The 18233-nt window shown below is 45.5% G+C and carries 14 protein-coding genes; 9 read left to right on the forward strand and 5 right to left on the reverse strand.

Features of this window, described 5'->3' with window-relative positions; translation table 11 throughout:
* Nucleotides 1–719: 719 nt before the first annotated feature.
* From AB4623_RS12055 to hemC, 4 genes are read right to left on the reverse strand one after another with little or no spacing between them, the layout of a single operon-like run.
* The gene (locus AB4623_RS12055; protein ID WP_372146477.1) at nucleotides 720–1901 is read right to left on the reverse strand and encodes a heme biosynthesis protein HemY; all 1182 of its coding nucleotides are present in this window, start codon (nucleotides 1899–1901) and stop codon (nucleotides 720–722) included.
* Nucleotides 1901–3127, reverse strand: coding sequence for a uroporphyrinogen-III C-methyltransferase (locus AB4623_RS12060; RefSeq protein ID WP_372146479.1), 1227 nt, complete (start codon nucleotides 3125–3127; stop codon nucleotides 1901–1903). Before AB4623_RS12060 ends, AB4623_RS12055 begins: the two co-directional genes overlap by 1 nt.
* Nucleotides 3128–3146: 19 nt before the next feature.
* A complete protein-coding gene (locus AB4623_RS12065) occupies nucleotides 3147–3875 on the reverse strand; it encodes a uroporphyrinogen-III synthase (RefSeq protein ID WP_017061007.1) in 729 nt (242 codons plus the stop codon).
* 2 nt (nucleotides 3876–3877) lie between these two features.
* On the reverse strand, nucleotides 3878–4816 hold the full coding sequence (hemC, locus tag AB4623_RS12070) for a hydroxymethylbilane synthase (protein ID WP_017061008.1): 939 nt from the start codon (nucleotides 4814–4816) through the stop codon (nucleotides 3878–3880).
* Nucleotides 4817–5160: 344 nt separating this feature from the next.
* On the opposite strand from hemC, the gene AB4623_RS12075 reads away from it, so the two are divergent.
* A complete protein-coding gene (locus tag AB4623_RS12075; RefSeq protein WP_372112367.1) occupies nucleotides 5161–7689 on the forward strand; it encodes a class I adenylate cyclase in 2529 nt (842 codons plus the stop codon).
* A 71-nt stretch (nucleotides 7690–7760) separates the two neighbouring features.
* Here the strand turns inward: AB4623_RS12075 and cyaY are convergent, their stop codons facing one another.
* Nucleotides 7761–8075, reverse strand: a complete 315-nt coding sequence (gene cyaY / locus AB4623_RS12080) for an iron donor protein CyaY (RefSeq protein ID WP_017061010.1) — start codon at nucleotides 8073–8075, stop codon at nucleotides 7761–7763.
* A 75-nt stretch (nucleotides 8076–8150) separates the two neighbouring features.
* Here cyaY and lptM point away from each other — a divergent pair, with 75 nt between their 5' ends.
* The 8 genes from lptM to AB4623_RS12120 all read left to right on the forward strand — a co-directional run bounded on the left by lptM (nucleotide 8151) and on the right by AB4623_RS12120 (nucleotide 18121).
* Nucleotides 8151–8267: an LPS translocon maturation chaperone LptM gene (gene lptM / locus AB4623_RS24265; RefSeq protein WP_017063757.1), complete on the forward strand. Its 117-nt coding sequence runs from the start codon at nucleotides 8151–8153 to the stop codon at nucleotides 8265–8267.
* A 42-nt stretch (nucleotides 8268–8309) separates the two neighbouring features.
* Entirely contained in the window at nucleotides 8310–9563 is a 1254-nt protein-coding gene (lysA, locus tag AB4623_RS12090; protein WP_017061012.1) for a diaminopimelate decarboxylase, read from the forward strand.
* A gap of 11 nt (nucleotides 9564–9574) precedes the next feature.
* A complete protein-coding gene (dapF, locus tag AB4623_RS12095; protein ID WP_017061013.1) occupies nucleotides 9575–10405 on the forward strand; it encodes a diaminopimelate epimerase in 831 nt (276 codons plus the stop codon).
* A gap of 44 nt (nucleotides 10406–10449) precedes the next feature.
* Nucleotides 10450–11148, forward strand: a complete 699-nt coding sequence (locus AB4623_RS12100) for a DUF484 family protein (RefSeq protein ID WP_017061014.1) — start codon at nucleotides 10450–10452, stop codon at nucleotides 11146–11148.
* A complete protein-coding gene (xerC, locus tag AB4623_RS12105; RefSeq protein ID WP_017061015.1) occupies nucleotides 11117–12049 on the forward strand; it encodes a tyrosine recombinase XerC in 933 nt (310 codons plus the stop codon). The genes AB4623_RS12100 and xerC overlap by 32 nt, the downstream gene beginning before the upstream one ends.
* Nucleotides 12050–12064: 15 nt before the next feature.
* Entirely contained in the window at nucleotides 12065–12781 is a 717-nt protein-coding gene (gene yigB, locus AB4623_RS12110; protein ID WP_017068593.1) for a 5-amino-6-(5-phospho-D-ribitylamino)uracil phosphatase YigB, read from the forward strand.
* Between the two features lie 168 nt (nucleotides 12782–12949).
* The gene (locus AB4623_RS12115; protein ID WP_017061017.1) at nucleotides 12950–15448 is read left to right on the forward strand and encodes an EAL domain-containing protein; all 2499 of its coding nucleotides are present in this window, start codon (nucleotides 12950–12952) and stop codon (nucleotides 15446–15448) included.
* Between the two features lie 192 nt (nucleotides 15449–15640).
* Nucleotides 15641–18121 carry an EAL domain-containing protein gene (locus AB4623_RS12120; protein WP_372146481.1) on the forward strand — a complete coding sequence of 827 codons (2481 nt, stop codon included), beginning with the start codon at nucleotides 15641–15643 and terminating at the stop codon, nucleotides 18119–18121.
* Nucleotides 18122–18233: the final 112 nt, after the last annotated feature.

An 18233-nucleotide genomic window follows, 5' to 3' on the forward strand; every position in this document is an offset into this window, starting at 1 on the left:
TAATTTTCCGGATTGGTATGAGTCTTATTATTCGTCTCAGAGTTTGTAGAGGCGCTTTACGTTGATCACGAGCTCTGATATTCCGACACTTATTATTAAGCTCTGCTCTCTCTAGCAGCGCTTGATTACGTAAGTTTATACTTGTGGCTATTGGTTCGTTGATTAACTTTTCCTGAGCGTCTTGAGAGCTCTATCTCCTACTAATTTGAACTGGCTGATAAAGATGCCTCGTTTCTAATAACAAGGTTTTGTTGGTCGGTAACTCTTGCTATCTCCCTCTACTTAATAGATTAATCTACAGGCAGTTACGTGAACTCCCCGGTTATAACGGTTTATAGTTGGAACGTTGATGGCTATTTAATTGTTAATTCAACGTGACTTTAAGTGGGCATCTGTCTGCGGGTAAATATCTTTAAGCGCCTTCTCTCAAGCTGATCTCCATTTGTTCTTGAACTTCAAGGTATCACTTTTCTCTATGACTCCTCTCGAACCTCTTATAAGGACTTGTTTATAAGAATGGTAAAACTACGTACAGACACAACTAAAGTCGTTCTCCGTGTGTTTGAGAAGCCCAGTTGAGCAATTTCATGGTTAGTTGGTATTGGGCAGGTAAGTGTTTGATGAGCTTGGTTTATAGCTATTGTAGAAGTTATCTAGGGTTAAATAGCAGATACAAAAAAGCCGATGCTAGACATCGGCTTAGTTTGAGTCGCTTAGAGTTAAGCGGGTTGAACTAGAGCGAGCGCTTTACGAGAAACCTCGTGAGCTGCTTTCGTTAAGTTTTGCTTCTCTAGTGCGTCAGATAGGTATCCGTAATCTGAAACATTTGAGCGAAGTGCTAGGGCTTTTTCGAAGTGGCTTTGTGCTTCCGCCCACTTCTGCTCTCTTAAGTAGAACTGAGCCAGCGCGCTGTGTGCTTCGGCATTACCACTGTCTTTACTAATTGCACGTTCTAGCATGACCACTACTGGGTGGTGATCGGATAAGTTCAGCTCTGGAAGCAACATGTAGAGTTCATTTGACCCACTCTTTGCAATGTTCTCTTTGATCACAGTGAAGGCTTCTGAGTCAGCTTTGCGAGCGATAAGTTGCTTCACAAAGCAGGATACAAGGTGCGAACTTTGTTTCTGTTTTCTTGAAAGCTTGTTCCAATGGCTGATTAAACCTTCGCTACCTTGCTGTTGTGCGACATCATGAAGTAAACCACATTGTGCTTTTTGTTCTAACTCAACTTGCTCATCAGTCGTAAGAAGCTTGTTTTTAGCTAGCTTAGGCGTTAACTCTAGTAATGGCTGCCAGAGTTTAAGCTGCATGTAGGTGGCTTTTAATAGGCCAAGTACAGCGGTGTTATTAGGGTGTGTACCTTTTAAGGTCGAAAGTGTATCGAATGCGGCTTCGTAGTTCGACTCACTGATCTGTTGTTTTGCTTTAGTTAGCTCAACAGCCAGTAGAGAGTCGTCCTGCTGGCTAGCAAGCTCGATGTACTTATCACGCTCTTTCGTATTACCCTGTTCGTGAGCCGCTTGAGAAGCGACTAAATAACAAAGTAGAGGCATGTCGTGGTGATTCGCCCAGCGAGTTACCTTTTTCTCTGCGCCTTTCCAATCACCCTCAAGAAGCTTGATGATGCCTTCATTGGTATAACGACGCGAGCGTTTTAGTTTACGAACGCTGAACCAGTTCCAAGTTGTTGAGCTCGCGTACATAAGCTTCTTAAATAGGTACTCTAAGCCAAACAGTGCGGCCAAAAGGGCAATCACAAAGATAGCCATTGTTGTCACACTCATCTCAATCGTCTTATTGGCAATTGAGATCAGCACATAACCTTGTTGACCCGAGAACTGAGTACCGACAAACAGACCCGCACCGAGTACAAGGAAAAGAAAAATCAAACGAATCATTATTTCTCCTCCGAGGTCATTACCGTTACCTCACGGCGTAGACGTTCACGAATGACATCTGACAACTCATTTTGAGATTCAAGCTTTACAGGGTATTTCACAGAGATGTTCTGTTCACTTAACTGTTTAATCGCTTTCTCAAATTCAATCACTGAGTTGTTATCTTGGTTTAGATACGCTTTAGACCATTCGCTAGCGGTATTAAGAGCTGCGCTATAGAGTTCACCTTGTTCTTTGTAGACGGCGCGAATCGCGGTTTCTAATTTACCTTTGATGTTTTCACGCAGGTAGAAGTGCTGTTCTGGTGATAGTAGAGGGATAACTTCGCCATCACGACTGCGGAATGTGATGAAGTTTTCTGAGAAGTCTTTCATCGAAGTCATCAGGTTGTTCTGCCAATCATTAATATCTTGCGATACAGCTTTTTTCTCAACAACTGCGGCTTCAGGAAGAATCGCATTGGCAAGCGGAAGCGTATCGACTTGCTGTTGCAGACTTGTGATGCGGAGAACTAAACCGTCACGGTCGATCAGAGGAATAGTGCGAAGCTTGGTAATGTCATTGGTCATTGATTGACGCAGTGACACTAAGCTCGGGTCATTCAGTGCTGCGATACGTTGATCGGCGCTTTCCATTAACTTGGTTGCGCTAACGGCATCATGCTCGAGGAACAGTTTACGTCCTGCTAGTTTCACAAGGTAATCGGCTTCGGCAAGTAACCAGTCATTCGGGCGGCGACCTTTCACGTCAGCCACTGCTAACTGCAGGCTTTGAATGCTCTTCTGCTGTTGAGATTGCACGACCTGAGTTTTCTCCACCGCGTGTGAGGCTTCTTGGATAGTCTCTTGCTTGATGGTTTGTAGGTCTTTATTTACCGCAGATTGGGTATTTTGAAGTTGTGCTTGAAGAGCGGCTATTTGAGCCGAGTATTCAGCGCTCTTTTGCTGCATTTGAAATGCGATACCGCCACTGAAGATAATTGAAATAGCGATCGCAATAGCGCCTAGTTTGACACCGCGCTTACCTTGCTTTTCTGCTTTCTCTATTTGCTCTTTATGCTCAGCTTGAGGCTGCTCATTTTTAGCGGTATTTGAAGCAGAGGCATCAAGCTTCTGTTCAGGTTGTTTTGTCTCTGTAGAGTCAGCTTTTTCGTTTTCAACAACTACTGGCTGAGTATCTTGTTTCTTTTCAGGTTCAATATGCTCATTATTTTTTTTGCTTGTCATGCTTATTTCCTGTTTCTAGCTAGGGCCGGAGAGCAGCCAGTAATATTTGGTTCGTAGCACTGTGAGTATTGGTCACATTCGAGAAGCCGAGTTGTTGTGCTCGTTCTACAATGCGCTGGCTTGGGACAAATAGATGTCTTGTTGAAAGCCAAGCCAAATACTCATCAGGGGTAATTGAGCAGAGATACTCCAATTGTTCCTGACTAGTGATGACAACTTTGGACGTTTTTTTGTTTATCCATGTTTGATAGGTATTGTGGTCGCTAATAGGAATATATTCTCTACGGTAGGTCTCACAATAAGAGACTTGTGCACCTCGATTGAGTAGAGAATCCCTAATGAGCTCACGCCCACCATTGCCACGTAGTATCAAAATGGACTTATTTTCTACGCCATTAAGTTCAGTAAGTTTAAGAAGATGTTCACTATCACTAACTTGAGGATAGTTTACTTTTTGTTTACAGACTTTGCTTAAAACGTGCGCAGTTTTTTGACCAACGCCAAGATAAAGCGGCGAAGTAGGCCAAATGGATGAGGTTTTTGAAAGGATGCTTTGGGCAGCCGCCACGGCGTGGTGACTGACTGCAATAATGATATCGCTGTTATTAAGCTGGGTGCTTAAATCCGCAGAGTTGGGATTATCCACGATACGAATCAGCGGATGATGGATTGCTTGAACCCCTTCATCCGCTAGTTGTTGGCAAAGCGATTGTCCCTCTGAACCGGGACGAGTCACCAACACTGTCATGATTATTCTTGGTCAACGTAGAGCTTGGTTAAGATTTCTCTCGCGCCATCATCCAGCAATTGATTTGCCAGAGTCACGCCAAGTGCTTCTGCATCTTTGCGAGGGCCAGAGATCTCACCACGAACCATCTTAGAACCGTCCGGTTCACCAACTAATGCACGTAGCCAGATGTTTTCGCCATCTAATAATGAGTAGCTGCCGATAGGAACCTGACAGCCACCTTCTAGGGTAAGGTTCATTGCACGTTCGCACAGTACACGATCAGCCGTGTCTTTATGATTCAGTGGTTCAAGGAGTTTAATCAGACGCTCGTCATCAAGGCGACACTCAATACCAACAGCGCCTTGGCCAACAGCAGGGAGAGACTGCTCTGGTTCGATGAAGCTACGAATACGCTCTTCTAGCTCTAGACGTTTAAGACCTGCAGCAGCCAGTACGATCGCATCGTATTGACCATCATCGAGTTTACCTAGACGAGTACCAACGTTGCCGCGCAGCTCTTTGATGATCAGATCTGGGCGGTATTCTAACAGTTGGCATTGGCGACGCAGACTGCACGTACCCACGACAGCACCTTGTGGGAGTTCGTCGATGTTGTTGTAAGTGTTTGATACGAAAGCGTCACGCGGATCTTCGCGCTCACAAATTGTTACCAGACCTAGACCTTCAGGGAAGTCGACAGGTACATCTTTCATTGAGTGAACCGCTAGGTCAGCACGACCTTCTAGCATGGCTACTTCAAGTTCTTTAACGAACAGTCCTTTACCACCCACTTTAGCAAGCGGAGTGTCTAGGATGATGTCACCTTTGGTCACCATAGTTACCAACTCAACCTCTAAACCAGGGTGAGCAGCTTGCAGTGCATCCCTTACAAAGTATGCCTGCCAAAGGGCAAGAGGGCTTTTTCTGGTCGCGATACGGATTGGTGCTGAATTTGTCATGGTGTTTCCGATATAGGTTCTGTAATAGCCTAATCCTACCATTATGAGGCGAGAATTCTTACTGTTTGATCATTCCATACTTTGATAGCTGAGAGATTTTCATGAGTTCACCAAAATAGTGTGATTAGTATCTCATTTGAAACATGGGCTATTATTAGAAATAGTCAATAAAGAGGACACTACGGCGCCGTGAGTTTAACTTTCTGTCATCAAGGAATTGACCAGTATGACGGGTTCCTTTGCTTTACCATTAAGGGTAAAAGTGTTAAATTGATCACGTTTTGTTGCTCCTTTCGTTCAGTAACTAAACAGAACTGCACTTAACCTCAAACCAAGGACTTACCTTGCAGGCTTACACTCAAACTTTGATTCAACGATTAGACAATCTAAATCAGCAGCGCATTGATCGTGCGTTGGCGTTGATGAATGTGCAAGGCCAGCGAGTATTCAACCTTATTCCCGCACTGCTTCACTTCAATCACCCGATGATGCCTGGTTATTATGACCAACAAGTTCCTTTTGGAATTCGTAGCTTCACGCTTAATGAATTCCAAAAGCAATTTGTCTCTGATACCGAATTAACGCTGGGTGGCAAACTCACCGAGACGGATGAACCAGCAATCCTTGGCTTGTACACCATGGGTAGTACTTCTTCTATTGGTCAAAGCACTTCAAGTGATCTTGATATCTGGGTGTGTGTTTCCCCGGATATGGATGGCGCCTCTCGCGATAGCCTAACCAACAAGTGTCTCTTGATTACCGATTGGGCTGAAACCTTGGGAGTAGAAGCGAACTTCTTCTTGATGGATGAAGAGCGTTTCCGTTCGAACCATTCAGAAGAGATGACCGGCGATAACTGTGGTTCTTCACAGCACTTATTATTGCTTGATGAGTTTTATCGCTCTGCGGTTCGTTTGGCTGGTCAGCGTTTGTTATGGCAAATCATTCCGCCAGAAATGGAAGAGTGTTACGACGAGTATGTTCAAGGTTTGTGTCAGGATGGCTATCTTGATTGCTCGCAGTGGATCGATTTCGGCAAGCTGAATCGCATTCCCGCTGAAGAGTACTTTGGTTCAAACCTGTGGCAGCTCTATAAGAGTATCGACTCACCGTATAAATCGGTTTTGAAGGCGATCCTGTTAGAAGCCTATTCATGGGAATACCCAAACACCCAACTGCTGAGTATTGATACCAAGCGTCGCTTCTTCGCGGATGAACCGGATCTGTATGGCATGGATAGCTACTATCTGATGCTTGAAAAGGTAACGCGCTATCTAGAACGCATTAACGACCACACTCGATTGGACTTGGTAAGGCGCTGTTTTTATCTTAAGACCCACGAGAAGTTGTCACGAGATGCGGGCATTGGCTCCGTTGCGTGGCGTCGTGAAGCCTTAACCGAGATGACTAAATCTTGGAATTGGGGACATGAAACCATTGCTGAGCTCGATAACCGCCGTAACTGGAAGGTTGAGCAGGTTAAAGTGGTGCACCATGCACTGCTTGATGCCTTGATGCTGAGCTATCGTAATCTGATTCAATTTGCGCGTCGTAACGACATCACTTCGGCAATCAGTCCACAAGATATCAGCATCTTGGCACGTAAGCTTTACGCTGCGTTTGAGGTATTGCCAGGTAAAGTGACACTGCTGAACCCACAAATCTCTCCGGATCTGCATGAACCCGACTTGAGCTTCATCGAAGTTCGTCAGGGTCAGTCGAATAAAGCAGGTTGGTACTTATATAAGCAGCCACTGGTTGCACACCGCATTCTTGGTCAGCCTTCTCTAGAGCACCATGAGTACTTGAGTAAGTTGGTAGCATGGTCGTTTTTTAATGGCTTGATTACCGAGTCGACACGTTTGCACTCTGTGGTACGTGACGCTCACATCGATATCGATAAGTTCTATCAAATGGTGAGCGACCTGCGTAATACGTTTTCTTTGCGTAAGCGTCGCCCAAGTATGCAAGCACTGGCGAGCCCGTGTGAAATAAGCCAACTGGCGATGTTCATCAACTTTGAAAGTGACCCAACTTCTGAATTAAGTGGTCGTGCGTTGAAGGTTGATCTTAAGAACGCCGATATCTTCAGCTTTGGTGAGGAAGGTAAGAGCTTAGTCGGCAGTGTCGACTTAGTTTATCGTAACTCTTGGCATGAAGTACGTACGCTGCATTTCCAAGGTGATACGGCAATGCTGGATGCGCTGAAGACGGTACTTGGCAAAATGCACCAAGATGCTTTACCGCCAGAATCGGTTGATGTGTTCTGTTACAGCAAAAACCTGCGTGGTGTGATGCGTAACATGGTGTATCAACTGCTTGCTGAGTGTATCGATTTACGATTGAAACCGATTGAACCCGAGAAGCGCCGCCGCTTTAAGGCTATTCGTTTAGCTAATAAGATGTTTGGTCTGTTCTTCGAACGTCGTGGTGTGTCGGTACAGATGTTGGAAAACTCGGTCGATTTCTACCGTAGCATCTCAACCAATAAGCTCAAAGGCTCACCTTTACTGATGCTCGATAAAGAGCAAGAGTATCAGCTACCAGAAGTGGTGGATGGTTTTGCGAGTGAGGGCTTGATTCAGTTCTTTTTCGAAGATACCGACAAAGGCTTCAATATTTATGTATTGGACGAGTCGAACCAAGTTGAGGTCTACCACCAGTACAGCGGTGAAAAAGATGAGATGATCGCGAGCGTGAATTCTTTCTACACATCGGTAAAAGATGAGTCGAAGATGTCGTCTAAGTTGATTAACTTTAACCTACCTCAGTACTACCAAATCGTTCATCCTGAAGAAGGCAATTCTTACGTTGTGCCTTATCGTAACGATGCAACTTTAGCTTCTCGGAGCTCAAAGATAGTCAACATCTAGTCTTACTAAGCCCGATTGATATTGAAAAAGGAGTGATTGATTCACTCCTTTTTAGTTTTGCTTACAAATGATTAGACCCAATCGATCGCTTCACCTGCGTGCTTCACGCATTCTTCTTTAACCATCTCAAACAGCTCCATGCCCGTCTTTGAACATGTCCACTTGTCGTCAACTAGCTTGAAGTGAAAGCCACCAGATTTAGACGCTAACCAGATTTCTTTCATTGGTTCTTGGCGGTTAATGATGATTTGGCTGCGGTTCTCAAACTCCAGCGTCATCACGTTACCAGTCACTTCGTAATCAATATCTGCCTCTGATTCATCGATAGCTTCTTCGATGTTTTGCATCTGTATATCGACCAGCTGATGAAATTCAGTCTCGTTCATCCTTTCTATCCTATTGCTTTTCCTGAGTGTGGTGCGATTATAGGGGGCATTGAGTTAATAATCACGATATGCAAAATGAAAAAATTAATTGCTGCTCTATTTATGATGTCCGTTATTGGACTTTCTGGTTGTGGTCAAACGGGTCCTTTGTACGATCCTGATGAAGTTCAGCAAACCGAACAATCACAATAAGTGAAAACACGCAGAAATCGTTATTTATAAGGGATAAGAACTTTGGATTACTTCAACTATCAGGAAGATGGCCAGCTTTGGGCTGAGGACGTCGCACTTTCACAACTAGCAGAGCAATATGGTACACCGCTGTATGTATATTCTCGTGCAACATTAGAACGCCACTGGAATGCGTTTGATTCATCGGTTGGTGAGCATCCGCACTTGGTGTGTTATGCCGTTAAAGCTAACTCAAACCTTGGCGTGTTGAATACTTTGGCTCGTTTGGGCTCTGGCTTCGATATCGTTTCTGGCGGTGAGCTAGAGCGTGTGGTTGCTGCCGGTGGCGATCCAGCAAAAGTTGTATTCTCTGGTGTCGGTAAAACAGCCGCTGAAATGAAGCGTGCGCTTGAGTTGAACATTAAGTGTTTCAACGTAGAGTCTGAACCAGAACTAGAGCGACTGAATAAAGTAGCTGGTGAGCTTGGTGTTAAAGCGCCGATTTCACTGCGTATCAACCCAGACGTTGATGCGAACACTCACCCTTATATCTCTACTGGTCTGCGTGATAACAAGTTTGGTATCGCTTTCGACCGTGCTCCTGCTGTCTATGAGTTTGCAAAAACACTCGATAACTTGTCTATCCATGGTATTGATTGCCACATTGGTTCTCAGTTAACGGATATCGAACCTTTCATCGATGCAACCGATCGCCTGCTTGCGCTGATCGACCAGCTACGTGCTAACGGTATCAACATCAAACACCTTGATGTCGGTGGCGGTTTGGGTGTGGTTTATCGTGATGAATTACCACCACAGCCTTCTGACTACGCGAAAGCCTTATTGGCTCGCCTAGACAATCATTCTGATCTAGAGCTGATTTTCGAGCCTGGAAGAGCGATTGCTGCTAACGCTGGTGTATTATTAACGAAAGTCGAGTTCCTCAAGCCAACAGAGCACAAGAACTTTGCCATCATCGATGCAGCAATGAACGACCTAATGCGCCCAGCACTTTATCAAGCTTGGCAGGATATTGTTCCTGTTAGCCCTCGTCAGGGTGAAGCTGTGACTTACGATTTGGTTGGCCCAATCTGTGAGACAGGCGATTTCCTAGGTAAAGATCGTGACCTTGTTCTTGAAGAAGGTGATCTGCTAGCAGTTCGTTCAGCGGGTGCTTATGGCTTCGCGATGTCATCTAACTACAACACTCGTTCGCGTGCGGCTGAAGTGATGGTGGATGGCGATAAAACTCACTTGGTTCGTCAGCGTGAAGAGCTTACGAGTCTGTGGGAACTTGAAAACATTCTTCCGGAGTAATTTTAAGCGTTATGCACTTCCACTTTTCTAAAATGCATGGTTTGGGCAATGATTTCATGGTCGTGGACTGCATTACTCAAAATATTTTCTTTTCTCCAGATTTGATCCGTCGTTTGGCGGATCGTCACACTGGCGTGGGCTTTGATCAGCTACTTGTGGTTGAGGCTCCCTATGATCCAGAAACTGATTTCCATTACCGCATATTCAATGCGGATGGCAGTGAAGTGGAGCAGTGTGGCAATGGTGCACGTTGTTTTGCACGATTCGTTCGCATGAAAGGCTTAACGAATAAGTACAGCATCAACGTGAGTACCAAGAAAGGTAAAATGGTTCTCAAGATTGAAGAGAATGACCTGATCACGGTGAACATGGGCATTCCTGAGTTCGAACCCGGCAAGATTCCATTCAAGGCCAAGCAGCCAGAGAAGACGTATATCCTAAGAACGGATGTACACACCTTATTCTGTGGTGCGGTAAGCATGGGTAACCCACATGTGGTTACCGTGGTTGATGACGTCGACACGGCTGATGTGGACACCTTAGGCCCACTACTTGAATCACATGAACGTTTCCCTGAGCGTGTTAATGCTGGCTTTATGCAGGTCGTTAACCGTGAAGAAGTTCGTCTACGTGTTTACGAACGCGGCGCGGGTGAAACTCAGGCATGTGGCAGCGGAGCGTGTGGCGCAGTTGCAGTGGGTATCACTCAAGGCTTACTGGCTGAGAATGTGAAGGTTCGTCTACCAGGCGGTGACTTACACATTAGCTGGCAAGGCCCGGGTAAACCTCTGTTTATGACCGGCCCTGCAACGCATGTGTTTGATGGTCAACTTTCTTGCTAATAACGACCCAAAACAAATATATTCATAAAAATAAAGGATAGGTTTTGTCTTACGTTGAAGCCGACGCACTCACCGCAGAAGTGGTCGCGGAATATTTACGTGATAACCCAGATTTTTTCCAAGACCGAAAAGATTTGGTTGATCGCCTTGCTATCAATAACGTTGAGCAGGGCGCTGTTTCTCTGGTTGAGGTTCAGCTTAAACGCCAACGTCATCGAATCGAAGAGCTTGAAGAAGAGATCACTGGCTTGATGTCGTTGGCAGCAAATAACGATAAAACCTTCTATGAGTTTATGGATCTGCAAGCGCAAGTGCTGAAATGCAGTGACTTCATGCAGGTGATAAAAGCCGTTGAACAAAAAGCGTTAGATCTTGGGCTTAAGGCTCATGTTCGTATTCTTTCGCAATCTGGCTTTTATCAGTTGAGTGCTGAGGGTTACTCTAAGTTTTCGCTTAACCATTTCAATGGCAAAGATGCTTATCTTGGACGCTTGAGAAAAGCCGACAGACACGATTTGTTTGGTGATTATCCAGTTCCAGAGCTAGGCTCTTATGTAGTACTACCGCTTGCTAAGCAGTCTCCATTGGGTTTGCTCGCCTTTTCTAGTGAAGATGGCGGACATTTCCAACCCCATATGGATACGCTCTTTTTACGCCATTTAGCACTTGTTGTCGCTCATTTGGCGGACACCTTACCTTGGCAGATAAATAATGAGCCTAGAGCCCAAAATACCTCTTCCTAACAGCCTTCAAAAGCCACTTTCTCGCTTCTATGAATATCTCCGAAGCGAGAAGGGACTCAGCCTACACACCCAACGTAATTACAAACAACAACTTGAAACCATGGCCGGTCATTTAGTCACTCTAGGGCTAAAGGATTGGGGTCAAGTCGATGCGGCGTGGGTCAGACAACTGGCCAGTAAAGGCATGCGTGAGGGAATGAAAGCGAGCAGCATTGCAACGCGCTTATCGTCACTGCGCAGCTTCTTTGATTTCCTTGTGTTGCGTGGCGAAATGACCGCCAATCCAGCCAAAGGTGTCTCTGCACCTCGCAAACAACGCCCTTTGCCTAAAAACCTCGATGTTGATGAAGTGGGTCAACTGCTTGATGTGAATGAGGACGATCCATTGTCGATTCGTGATCGAGCGATGATGGAGGTGATGTATGGTGCTGGATTACGACTGGCAGAACTGGTCGGCATCAATCTGAAAGATGTGTTGGGTCGACAAGGCGAAATCCGAGTGATTGGTAAAGGCGACAAAGAACGCAAAGCGCCTTTTTCTGGTTTAGCTAAAGAGTGGGTCGATAAATGGCTCAAAGTTCGTGGTGAATTGGCTTCACCGGGTGAAACCGCGCTGTTTGTCTCTAAGCTCGGGACTCGTATCTCTCACCGCAGCGTGCAAAAGCGCATGGAAGAGTGGGGCAAGAAGCAATCTGTCGCGAGCCACATCAGCCCGCATAAACTGCGTCACTCCTTTGCAACGCATGTGCTGGAATCGAGCCAAAATCTTCGTGCTGTGCAAGAGTTGCTTGGCCATGAAAACATCTCGACGACCCAAGTGTATACCCACTTAGATTTCCAACACTTAGCACAAGCTTATGATCAGGCTCACCCGAGAGCTCGTAAGAAGAATAAAGATTAGATTAAAGGGTTTACTATGCGAATTTATCGAGGGTTAAAGCCCATCAAAGCCATGACCTTTGACTTGGATGACACCCTGTATGACAACTGGCCTGTGATCATGAAGGTTGAGAAAGAGATGGCACAGTGGCTTTATCAAAAGCACCCAGTGTCGGCTTCTTTATCGCTTGAAGAGTGGCAGGGCATTAAGCAGCAAGTCGCATCTGAAAACCCAGCTTTGAAACATGATGTCACCGTGTGGCGTGAAACTCAGATTAAGAGTGGTTTGCTGCAATTGGGTTACTCTCTGCAGCAAGCAGAGCAAGCGGCTCGAGAGGGCATTGAGCATGCCTTGTGGTTGCGTAATCAAGTCGATGTCCCTCAAGAAACGCATCGAGTGATGACTGAACTTAGCCAACGTATTCCTCTGGTTGCGATTACCAATGGCAATGTCGATCCACACAAAATTGGCTTAGGGCTGTACTTTCAATTAATCCTTAAAGCTGGCCCTGATGGCAGAGCAAAACCCTATCCAGATATGTTTGAAAAAGCTCAGCAACACCTAGGTTGTGACGCTGAGAATATTCTTCATGTTGGCGATCACCTCAAAACGGATGTCTATGGAGCCAAGCAAAATGGCTTCCAAGCGTGCTGGTTTAATGACACTGGTTCCAATTTATACCGCTCCCCGAAGGCGAGTGTGCTCCCTGATGTTGAAATAGACCAACTTAGCGATCTTATGCGACTAATTTAATGGCTCGGTAAGCTTATTGTGTCGCATTTATGCTATTGAATTGTTACATTAGTCGCCTATAAAAGCCTGATTAGGCTAGGATAATTGGCGACTACTTTTTATCGATTCATTTCAGTCATAGCAGTGGTTGCGGGTTGTTACTTCACTCGATTTTGAACAAGGGTTGGCATGCAAACATTTACATTTCTCGCAAATACTGAGGCGTTATTTAGAGCTCAATTTGATCAGCGAGAATGGTGTGACAGCAAACAGTACCTTATTCAAATTTTCTCAGCTCAATCTTCAGATCTAGCTCGTCAAATCGCGGGTGTTGCCCTCAATCGTTTAAATAATGCGACGCTAATTGGCCAGAGTGCTCGTCATGTTATCTGTGATAATTGCCTTGAAAGTGCATGCACCTTAGTCATCATCAGTGAGTTCAACGAAACCCATCTAACCTCTGCGGTCCAGCCTTTTTCCGGCAATCCAAATCAAGACAGCCAAGACTTAGCTTTTCAGCTGCGCCTTACAGAAGAAACCAAAACGGTCATCAGCTTGTGCGATCAGGTTGAAGGGCGTGATTATCCTATTTATAGCGCTTTTGAAAATTTGCCTTACGCCTTGCCGATAGCTGGTGGACTGTGCCATGAGAATGAATTTGGCCGTTGGGTTATGTATAACGAGCAAACCTACCAGCACGCCTGTGTTGCTGTGGCTCTGACTAACCCAAGATTGAAGGTTTGGTCGGACGCGTACTCTGAGTGGAACCCGATTGGGATGAAGCTACGAGTCACACACGCAATCGGAAATCGCTTATACGCATTGAACGACAAGCCGGCTATTGAAGTATTCAAACATTACCTTGCGGATGGCAAAGACCTTCCTTTTAGTCAACTGATGAGCTTTCCACTTTATCGAGAACTTGGCAGAAAGAAGGGTATCTCGACGCCGCTACGTATTAATGATGATGGCAGTATTGAGTTTGATAGCCCTTGGCATGTCGGTGAAGAGGCGCAGTTTTGTTATAACCACCCATCGCTCACTGCAGAAAAGGTGCACCACGGTGCCGAGATGCTAGCCATGCATCAGCCTGAATCGGTGATCATTTATAACTGCGTATCTCGACTTGAATTTATCGACAGTAAACTTGAGCTCAAGCCATTTGAAGGGATAGTGAATACATGTGGTGCCTACTGCATGGGGGAGCTATACCGTAATGAAGACCGCCAAGAGATACTGCACCACAGCTTGACTTATATCGCTATGCGCGAGTCTGACGAGATTAAAGAGTTTCATTGCGAAGACTTTCAGTGTGGCTCAACCGTGTCGCCATTGCTTAACCTAGTCAGAAATGCAGTCGCTGATCTCGACAGTATGAATACTCAGATGGAAAAGAAACTCCATCAACAAGCGCGTCGCTTAACCGAAAGCTATCGCATTGACTCGCGTACTGGTTTGCCGAACCGTATCGTACTGAAAGAGCGCCTCAATACGATTCTGTTCAGTGAACATCTGCTGACCTTAAAGCTAACCAACTTCCATCAGGTTAACGAGAAGTATGGTTATCAAGTGGGGGATCAGCTGCTACTCGATCTGTCTAATCACTTTATCGAGCGATTACAGCTTCGTGTGGTTAAAGAGCCTCGCGTGAAGGTAGAGCTATTCAGTATTGGTGTTGGAGAGTGGGCGATTATCTTCAATGCTAGTGTTGGTAGTACGAAAATAAAAGAAGGTTTCGTTGAGTTCGCCGATGACATCGAACACATAAATTTTGAGCCATATGGTTTGGCTGATATTGATTACCTGTCAGTTTCTCTGTGTGGCGGCTTTGCTAGTCGTTGTGACTTCTTAACCGACAGTGGTGACCAGATCTTATTGAAAGCGATCGAAGCTCGACGCTATGGAGTACGTAACAATACCCACATCACCAATGCTAAAGACATTCAGGTGAGTGAAGAAGATCGCAAAGAGCAACTAGGCTGGCTGAGCTGTGTAAGTCGTGCGATTTTAGATCAGAACATCATCACTTATTCCCAGCCAATTGTGGAGTCGGTTACGCACGAAATGATTGGCCAAGAGTGCTTGGTCAGAATCATGGAGTCAGACGGTACCATTGTGCCACCAGGTAAGTTCTTACCTATCATTGCCGACACGCACCTTTACACTCGCCTCAGCCGACACATGATTAAGAACACCATAGGTTATATGGCGGATAAGCAAAGCCCATTTTCTATCAACCTATCCCCGCAAGATTTGTTGAGCGACAAGACGCTTGAGGTGCTCGAGACCGCCATCAGTGCTATGAACGATCCCACTCGACTTGGCCTAGAGGTTCTCGAGTCTGAGCAGATTAAAGATTATGGTCGCATGATTGAGGTGTGTGATCACTTCCGTGCTCTCGGGGCGAGAATCATTGTTGATGACTTTGGCTCTGGTTACTCCAACATCGAGGAAATCATTAAGCTTGAGCCACAGATCATTAAGCTCGACGGTAGCTTGATTCGTAATATCGACAAAGATCAAAAACAAAGAAACATAGCCTCTCAGTTGATTCGTTTGTGCCAAGTGTTCAATGCCAAAACGGTCGCTGAATTTGTCCATAACCAACAGGTTTGTGAGATAGCAGAGCAAATGGGTGTCGATTATCTGCAGGGTTACTACTTCGGTGAGCCTAAGCGACTGTTTTAGCAGTTAAAGCTTCCCGCATTGTGTAACGACTGGCTATAAAAGTACTGCGCCGCCATTAATGACTGCTTTTTGGCGGAATGAATGATGTCTAACTAAGGTCACATTATTCATAACGCGATCGCAAGTATTCCGTGCAAGCCTTATCTATAATAAGCACAATAATAAATCATTAACGTAACGATTAATGTGAATATGCAGTCGACTTCTCTCCTGATACAAGACATTGAGCAAACCCAACGTGAATTGGAAAAGATAGATTTTCATCAACATGAAAGCCTACTGATTCAGGTGTTTTCGTCTTTCGAGAAAGGTTCTGTTTTGGCTGCCTGCCAAGTGATTCAATCGACTTTTCCCAATGCCAAATTGATTGGTTGCAGTGCTAACCACTACATTAGTCAAGGTGTCATCCTGCACCAAGGTCTTTATCTGATTGTTACCCGCTTTGACGCGACGTCTTACTCTTGTGGTGTTGTCGAATATAGCGAACAACCATTGCTCGATAGCCACGCTATGTGGCAACAGCTTGAGTGCAATGATAATACTCAAAGCATCATCTGTTTCGCAGACTGCTTGCAGATAAATAACCGAGATCTATTTTCAGCGTTTGAGCAGTCGATGTATTCATTACCGATCTGTGGCGGTGCATCGACCATCACAGATAATGGGCGATGGGTGATGTTAGACGGCATTTGCTATGAAAATGCCTATGTGATGTTGGCGCTGCACAGTGTTGAGCTCTCCATCGCTAAGGGTTACTACACTGAATGGAATCCGATTGGTCGAACTTTTCGAGTGACAGGTGCTCAAGAGAACCGGTTGTTGGAACTGGATGGGATGCCTGTTCGCGAACTCTACAATCGTTACCTCGCTGATGGCCTCGAAGTGCCTTTTGAGCAACTGCATAACTTTCCCTTGATGGTCGGTGACCCGAAAGAGCAAAACATTCACTTACCGCTCAAGGTAACGGAAAGTGGAGAGATAGAATTCAGCGGCCTGTTCCAAGTGGGCGATGAGGTCCGGTTTTGTTATGACCATCCATCACTGACCTTAGAGCAGATACGACTGGGCGTGCAGCAGATCGCCTCTCATAGGCCAGAACAGTTCTTCATTTATAACTGTACATCTCGTATCGACTTTATTGATGGCAACCAAGAGGTTGAGGTTTTCCAAAAATTGGCCGACAGCTATGGCGTTTACTGCATGGGAGAACTTTATCAAGAGAATGGCCAACAGCGAATCTTGCACCATAGCCTCACTTATCTTGCGCTTAGAGAAGGCGAGGGTAAGGCGGTATTGCCATTAGAGACGCAACCCGCGACCAACATATCCCCTCTGTTTTCATTGATCCGAAATGCACTGCTTGATGTCGATGACATGAACAACAGCATGGCGAGTAAGATTCAGCAGCAAGCCACTGCATTGACGGCAAGCTATCGAATTGATCACCGTACAGGTTTACCCAATCGAAGTGTGCTGCGTGAGAAACTGTCGAAGATGAGCAGTGATAGCCACTTACTAGCTTTGAAGGTCACGACCTTTGGTCAGATCAATGAGAAGTATGGTTATCGAGTAGGTGACAAGCTTCTGCATGATTTGAGTGAGTACTTTCAAAAGGCGCTGTGGCAGTTCTTTGATGAGGGCTGTCAGCTCTACAGTATCGGTATTGGTGAGTGGGCGGTGGTGTTTGATAGTTGGGCGAGCCAAGAACATATTCATCAGCGATTCTCGGAATTTGCCGATCAAACCGAGCATGTGAATTTTGAGCCTACCGGTTTACCCGATATTGATTACTTGTCGGTGTCTATCTGTGCGGGTATCGCCAGCCGTCGAGATTTCCCGACTACCTCTATTGATGACTTATTGTTGAAGGCGATTGATGCGAGGCGCAGCGCTGTCAGCCAGAACAAGCACCTAGTGAGCGCCAAGGCACTCATTCAATTGGAGAAGCATCGCCAAGAGCAACTTGGTTGGCTGTCGTGCGTGAGTCGCGCGGTGCTTAATCAGAATATTGTGGCGTGCTCTCAGCCCATAGTTTCAGCACACAGTCATCAGGTAGAGAGCTACGAGTGTTTGGTTCGAATTGAAGAGGACGGTCAGTTAATTGCACCGGGTAAGTTCTTGCCAATCATTGAAGGAACCCATCTCTATACACGCCTCAGTCGTCAGATGATAACGCGCACCTTCGATTTTATGAGTCAGCGAACCGATTCGTTCTCAATTAATTTAGCGCCACAAGATTTCAGCAATGAGAAAACCATTCTTCACCTTGAACAAGCGATCAAGAAAATCAGTCACCCACAGCGTATTGGCTTGGAGGTGTTAGAAACGGAACAAATTCAGGATTACGGTCGCTTGATTGAGGTGTGTAATCACTTCCGCGATCTTGGTGTGAATATTATTGTTGATGACTTTGGTTCGGGCTATTCGAACATTGATGAGATATTGAAGCTAGAACCACAGGTGATCAAGCTTGATGGCAGTTTGATTCGCAATATTGATAAAGATAAAAAGCAGCGCAAGATCGCTCAGCAGTTGGTGAGCTTATGCCAGATTCTGAATGCTAAGACGGTGGCGGAGTTCGTTCATAATGAGCAGGTGTGCCGTATTGCTGAAGACATGGGGGTCGATTACTTGCAAGGGTATTACTTTGGTCAACCTCAGCGTTTGTTTTGATGGAGCGAGCGTTTCACGTGAAACACTGGTTGGCTCAATAACGAAAATACGATGTAAAAAGGGTGAGCTTATGGCTCACCCTTTTTGTTTTTAGTGTCTGTCTCGTCCCGAA

Source organism: Vibrio sp. 10N.222.52.C12 (genome assembly GCF_041474215.1).
GTDB classification, from domain to species: Bacteria; Pseudomonadota; Gammaproteobacteria; order Enterobacterales; family Vibrionaceae; genus Vibrio; species Vibrio crassostreae_C.

Excerpts from the sequence above, each read along its gene's own strand:
- AB4623_RS12055 (WP_372146477.1), bottom strand. The coding sequence starts at position 1,901 with ATGATTCGTTTGATTTTTCTTTTCCTTGTACTCGGTGCGGGTCTGTTT.
- AB4623_RS12060 (WP_372146479.1), bottom strand. The coding sequence starts at position 3,127 with ATGACAAGCAAAAAAAATAATGAGCATATTGAACCTGAAAAGAAACAA.
- AB4623_RS12065 (WP_017061007.1), bottom strand. The coding sequence starts at position 3,875 with ATGACAGTGTTGGTGACTCGTCCCGGTTCAGAGGGACAATCGCTTTGC.
- hemC (WP_017061008.1), bottom strand. The coding sequence starts at position 4,816 with ATGACAAATTCAGCACCAATCCGTATCGCGACCAGAAAAAGCCCTCTT.
- cyaY (WP_017061010.1), bottom strand. The coding sequence starts at position 8,075 with ATGAACGAGACTGAATTTCATCAGCTGGTCGATATACAGATGCAAAAC.
- lptM (WP_017063757.1), top strand. The coding sequence starts at position 8,151 with ATGAAAAAATTAATTGCTGCTCTATTTATGATGTCCGTTATTGGACTT.
- dapF (WP_017061013.1), top strand. The coding sequence starts at position 9,575 with ATGCACTTCCACTTTTCTAAAATGCATGGTTTGGGCAATGATTTCATG.
- xerC (WP_017061015.1), top strand. The coding sequence starts at position 11,117 with ATGAGCCTAGAGCCCAAAATACCTCTTCCTAACAGCCTTCAAAAGCCA.
- yigB (WP_017068593.1), top strand. The coding sequence starts at position 12,065 with ATGCGAATTTATCGAGGGTTAAAGCCCATCAAAGCCATGACCTTTGAC.
- AB4623_RS12115 (WP_017061017.1), top strand. The coding sequence starts at position 12,950 with ATGCAAACATTTACATTTCTCGCAAATACTGAGGCGTTATTTAGAGCT.
- AB4623_RS12120 (WP_372146481.1), top strand. The coding sequence starts at position 15,641 with ATGCAGTCGACTTCTCTCCTGATACAAGACATTGAGCAAACCCAACGT.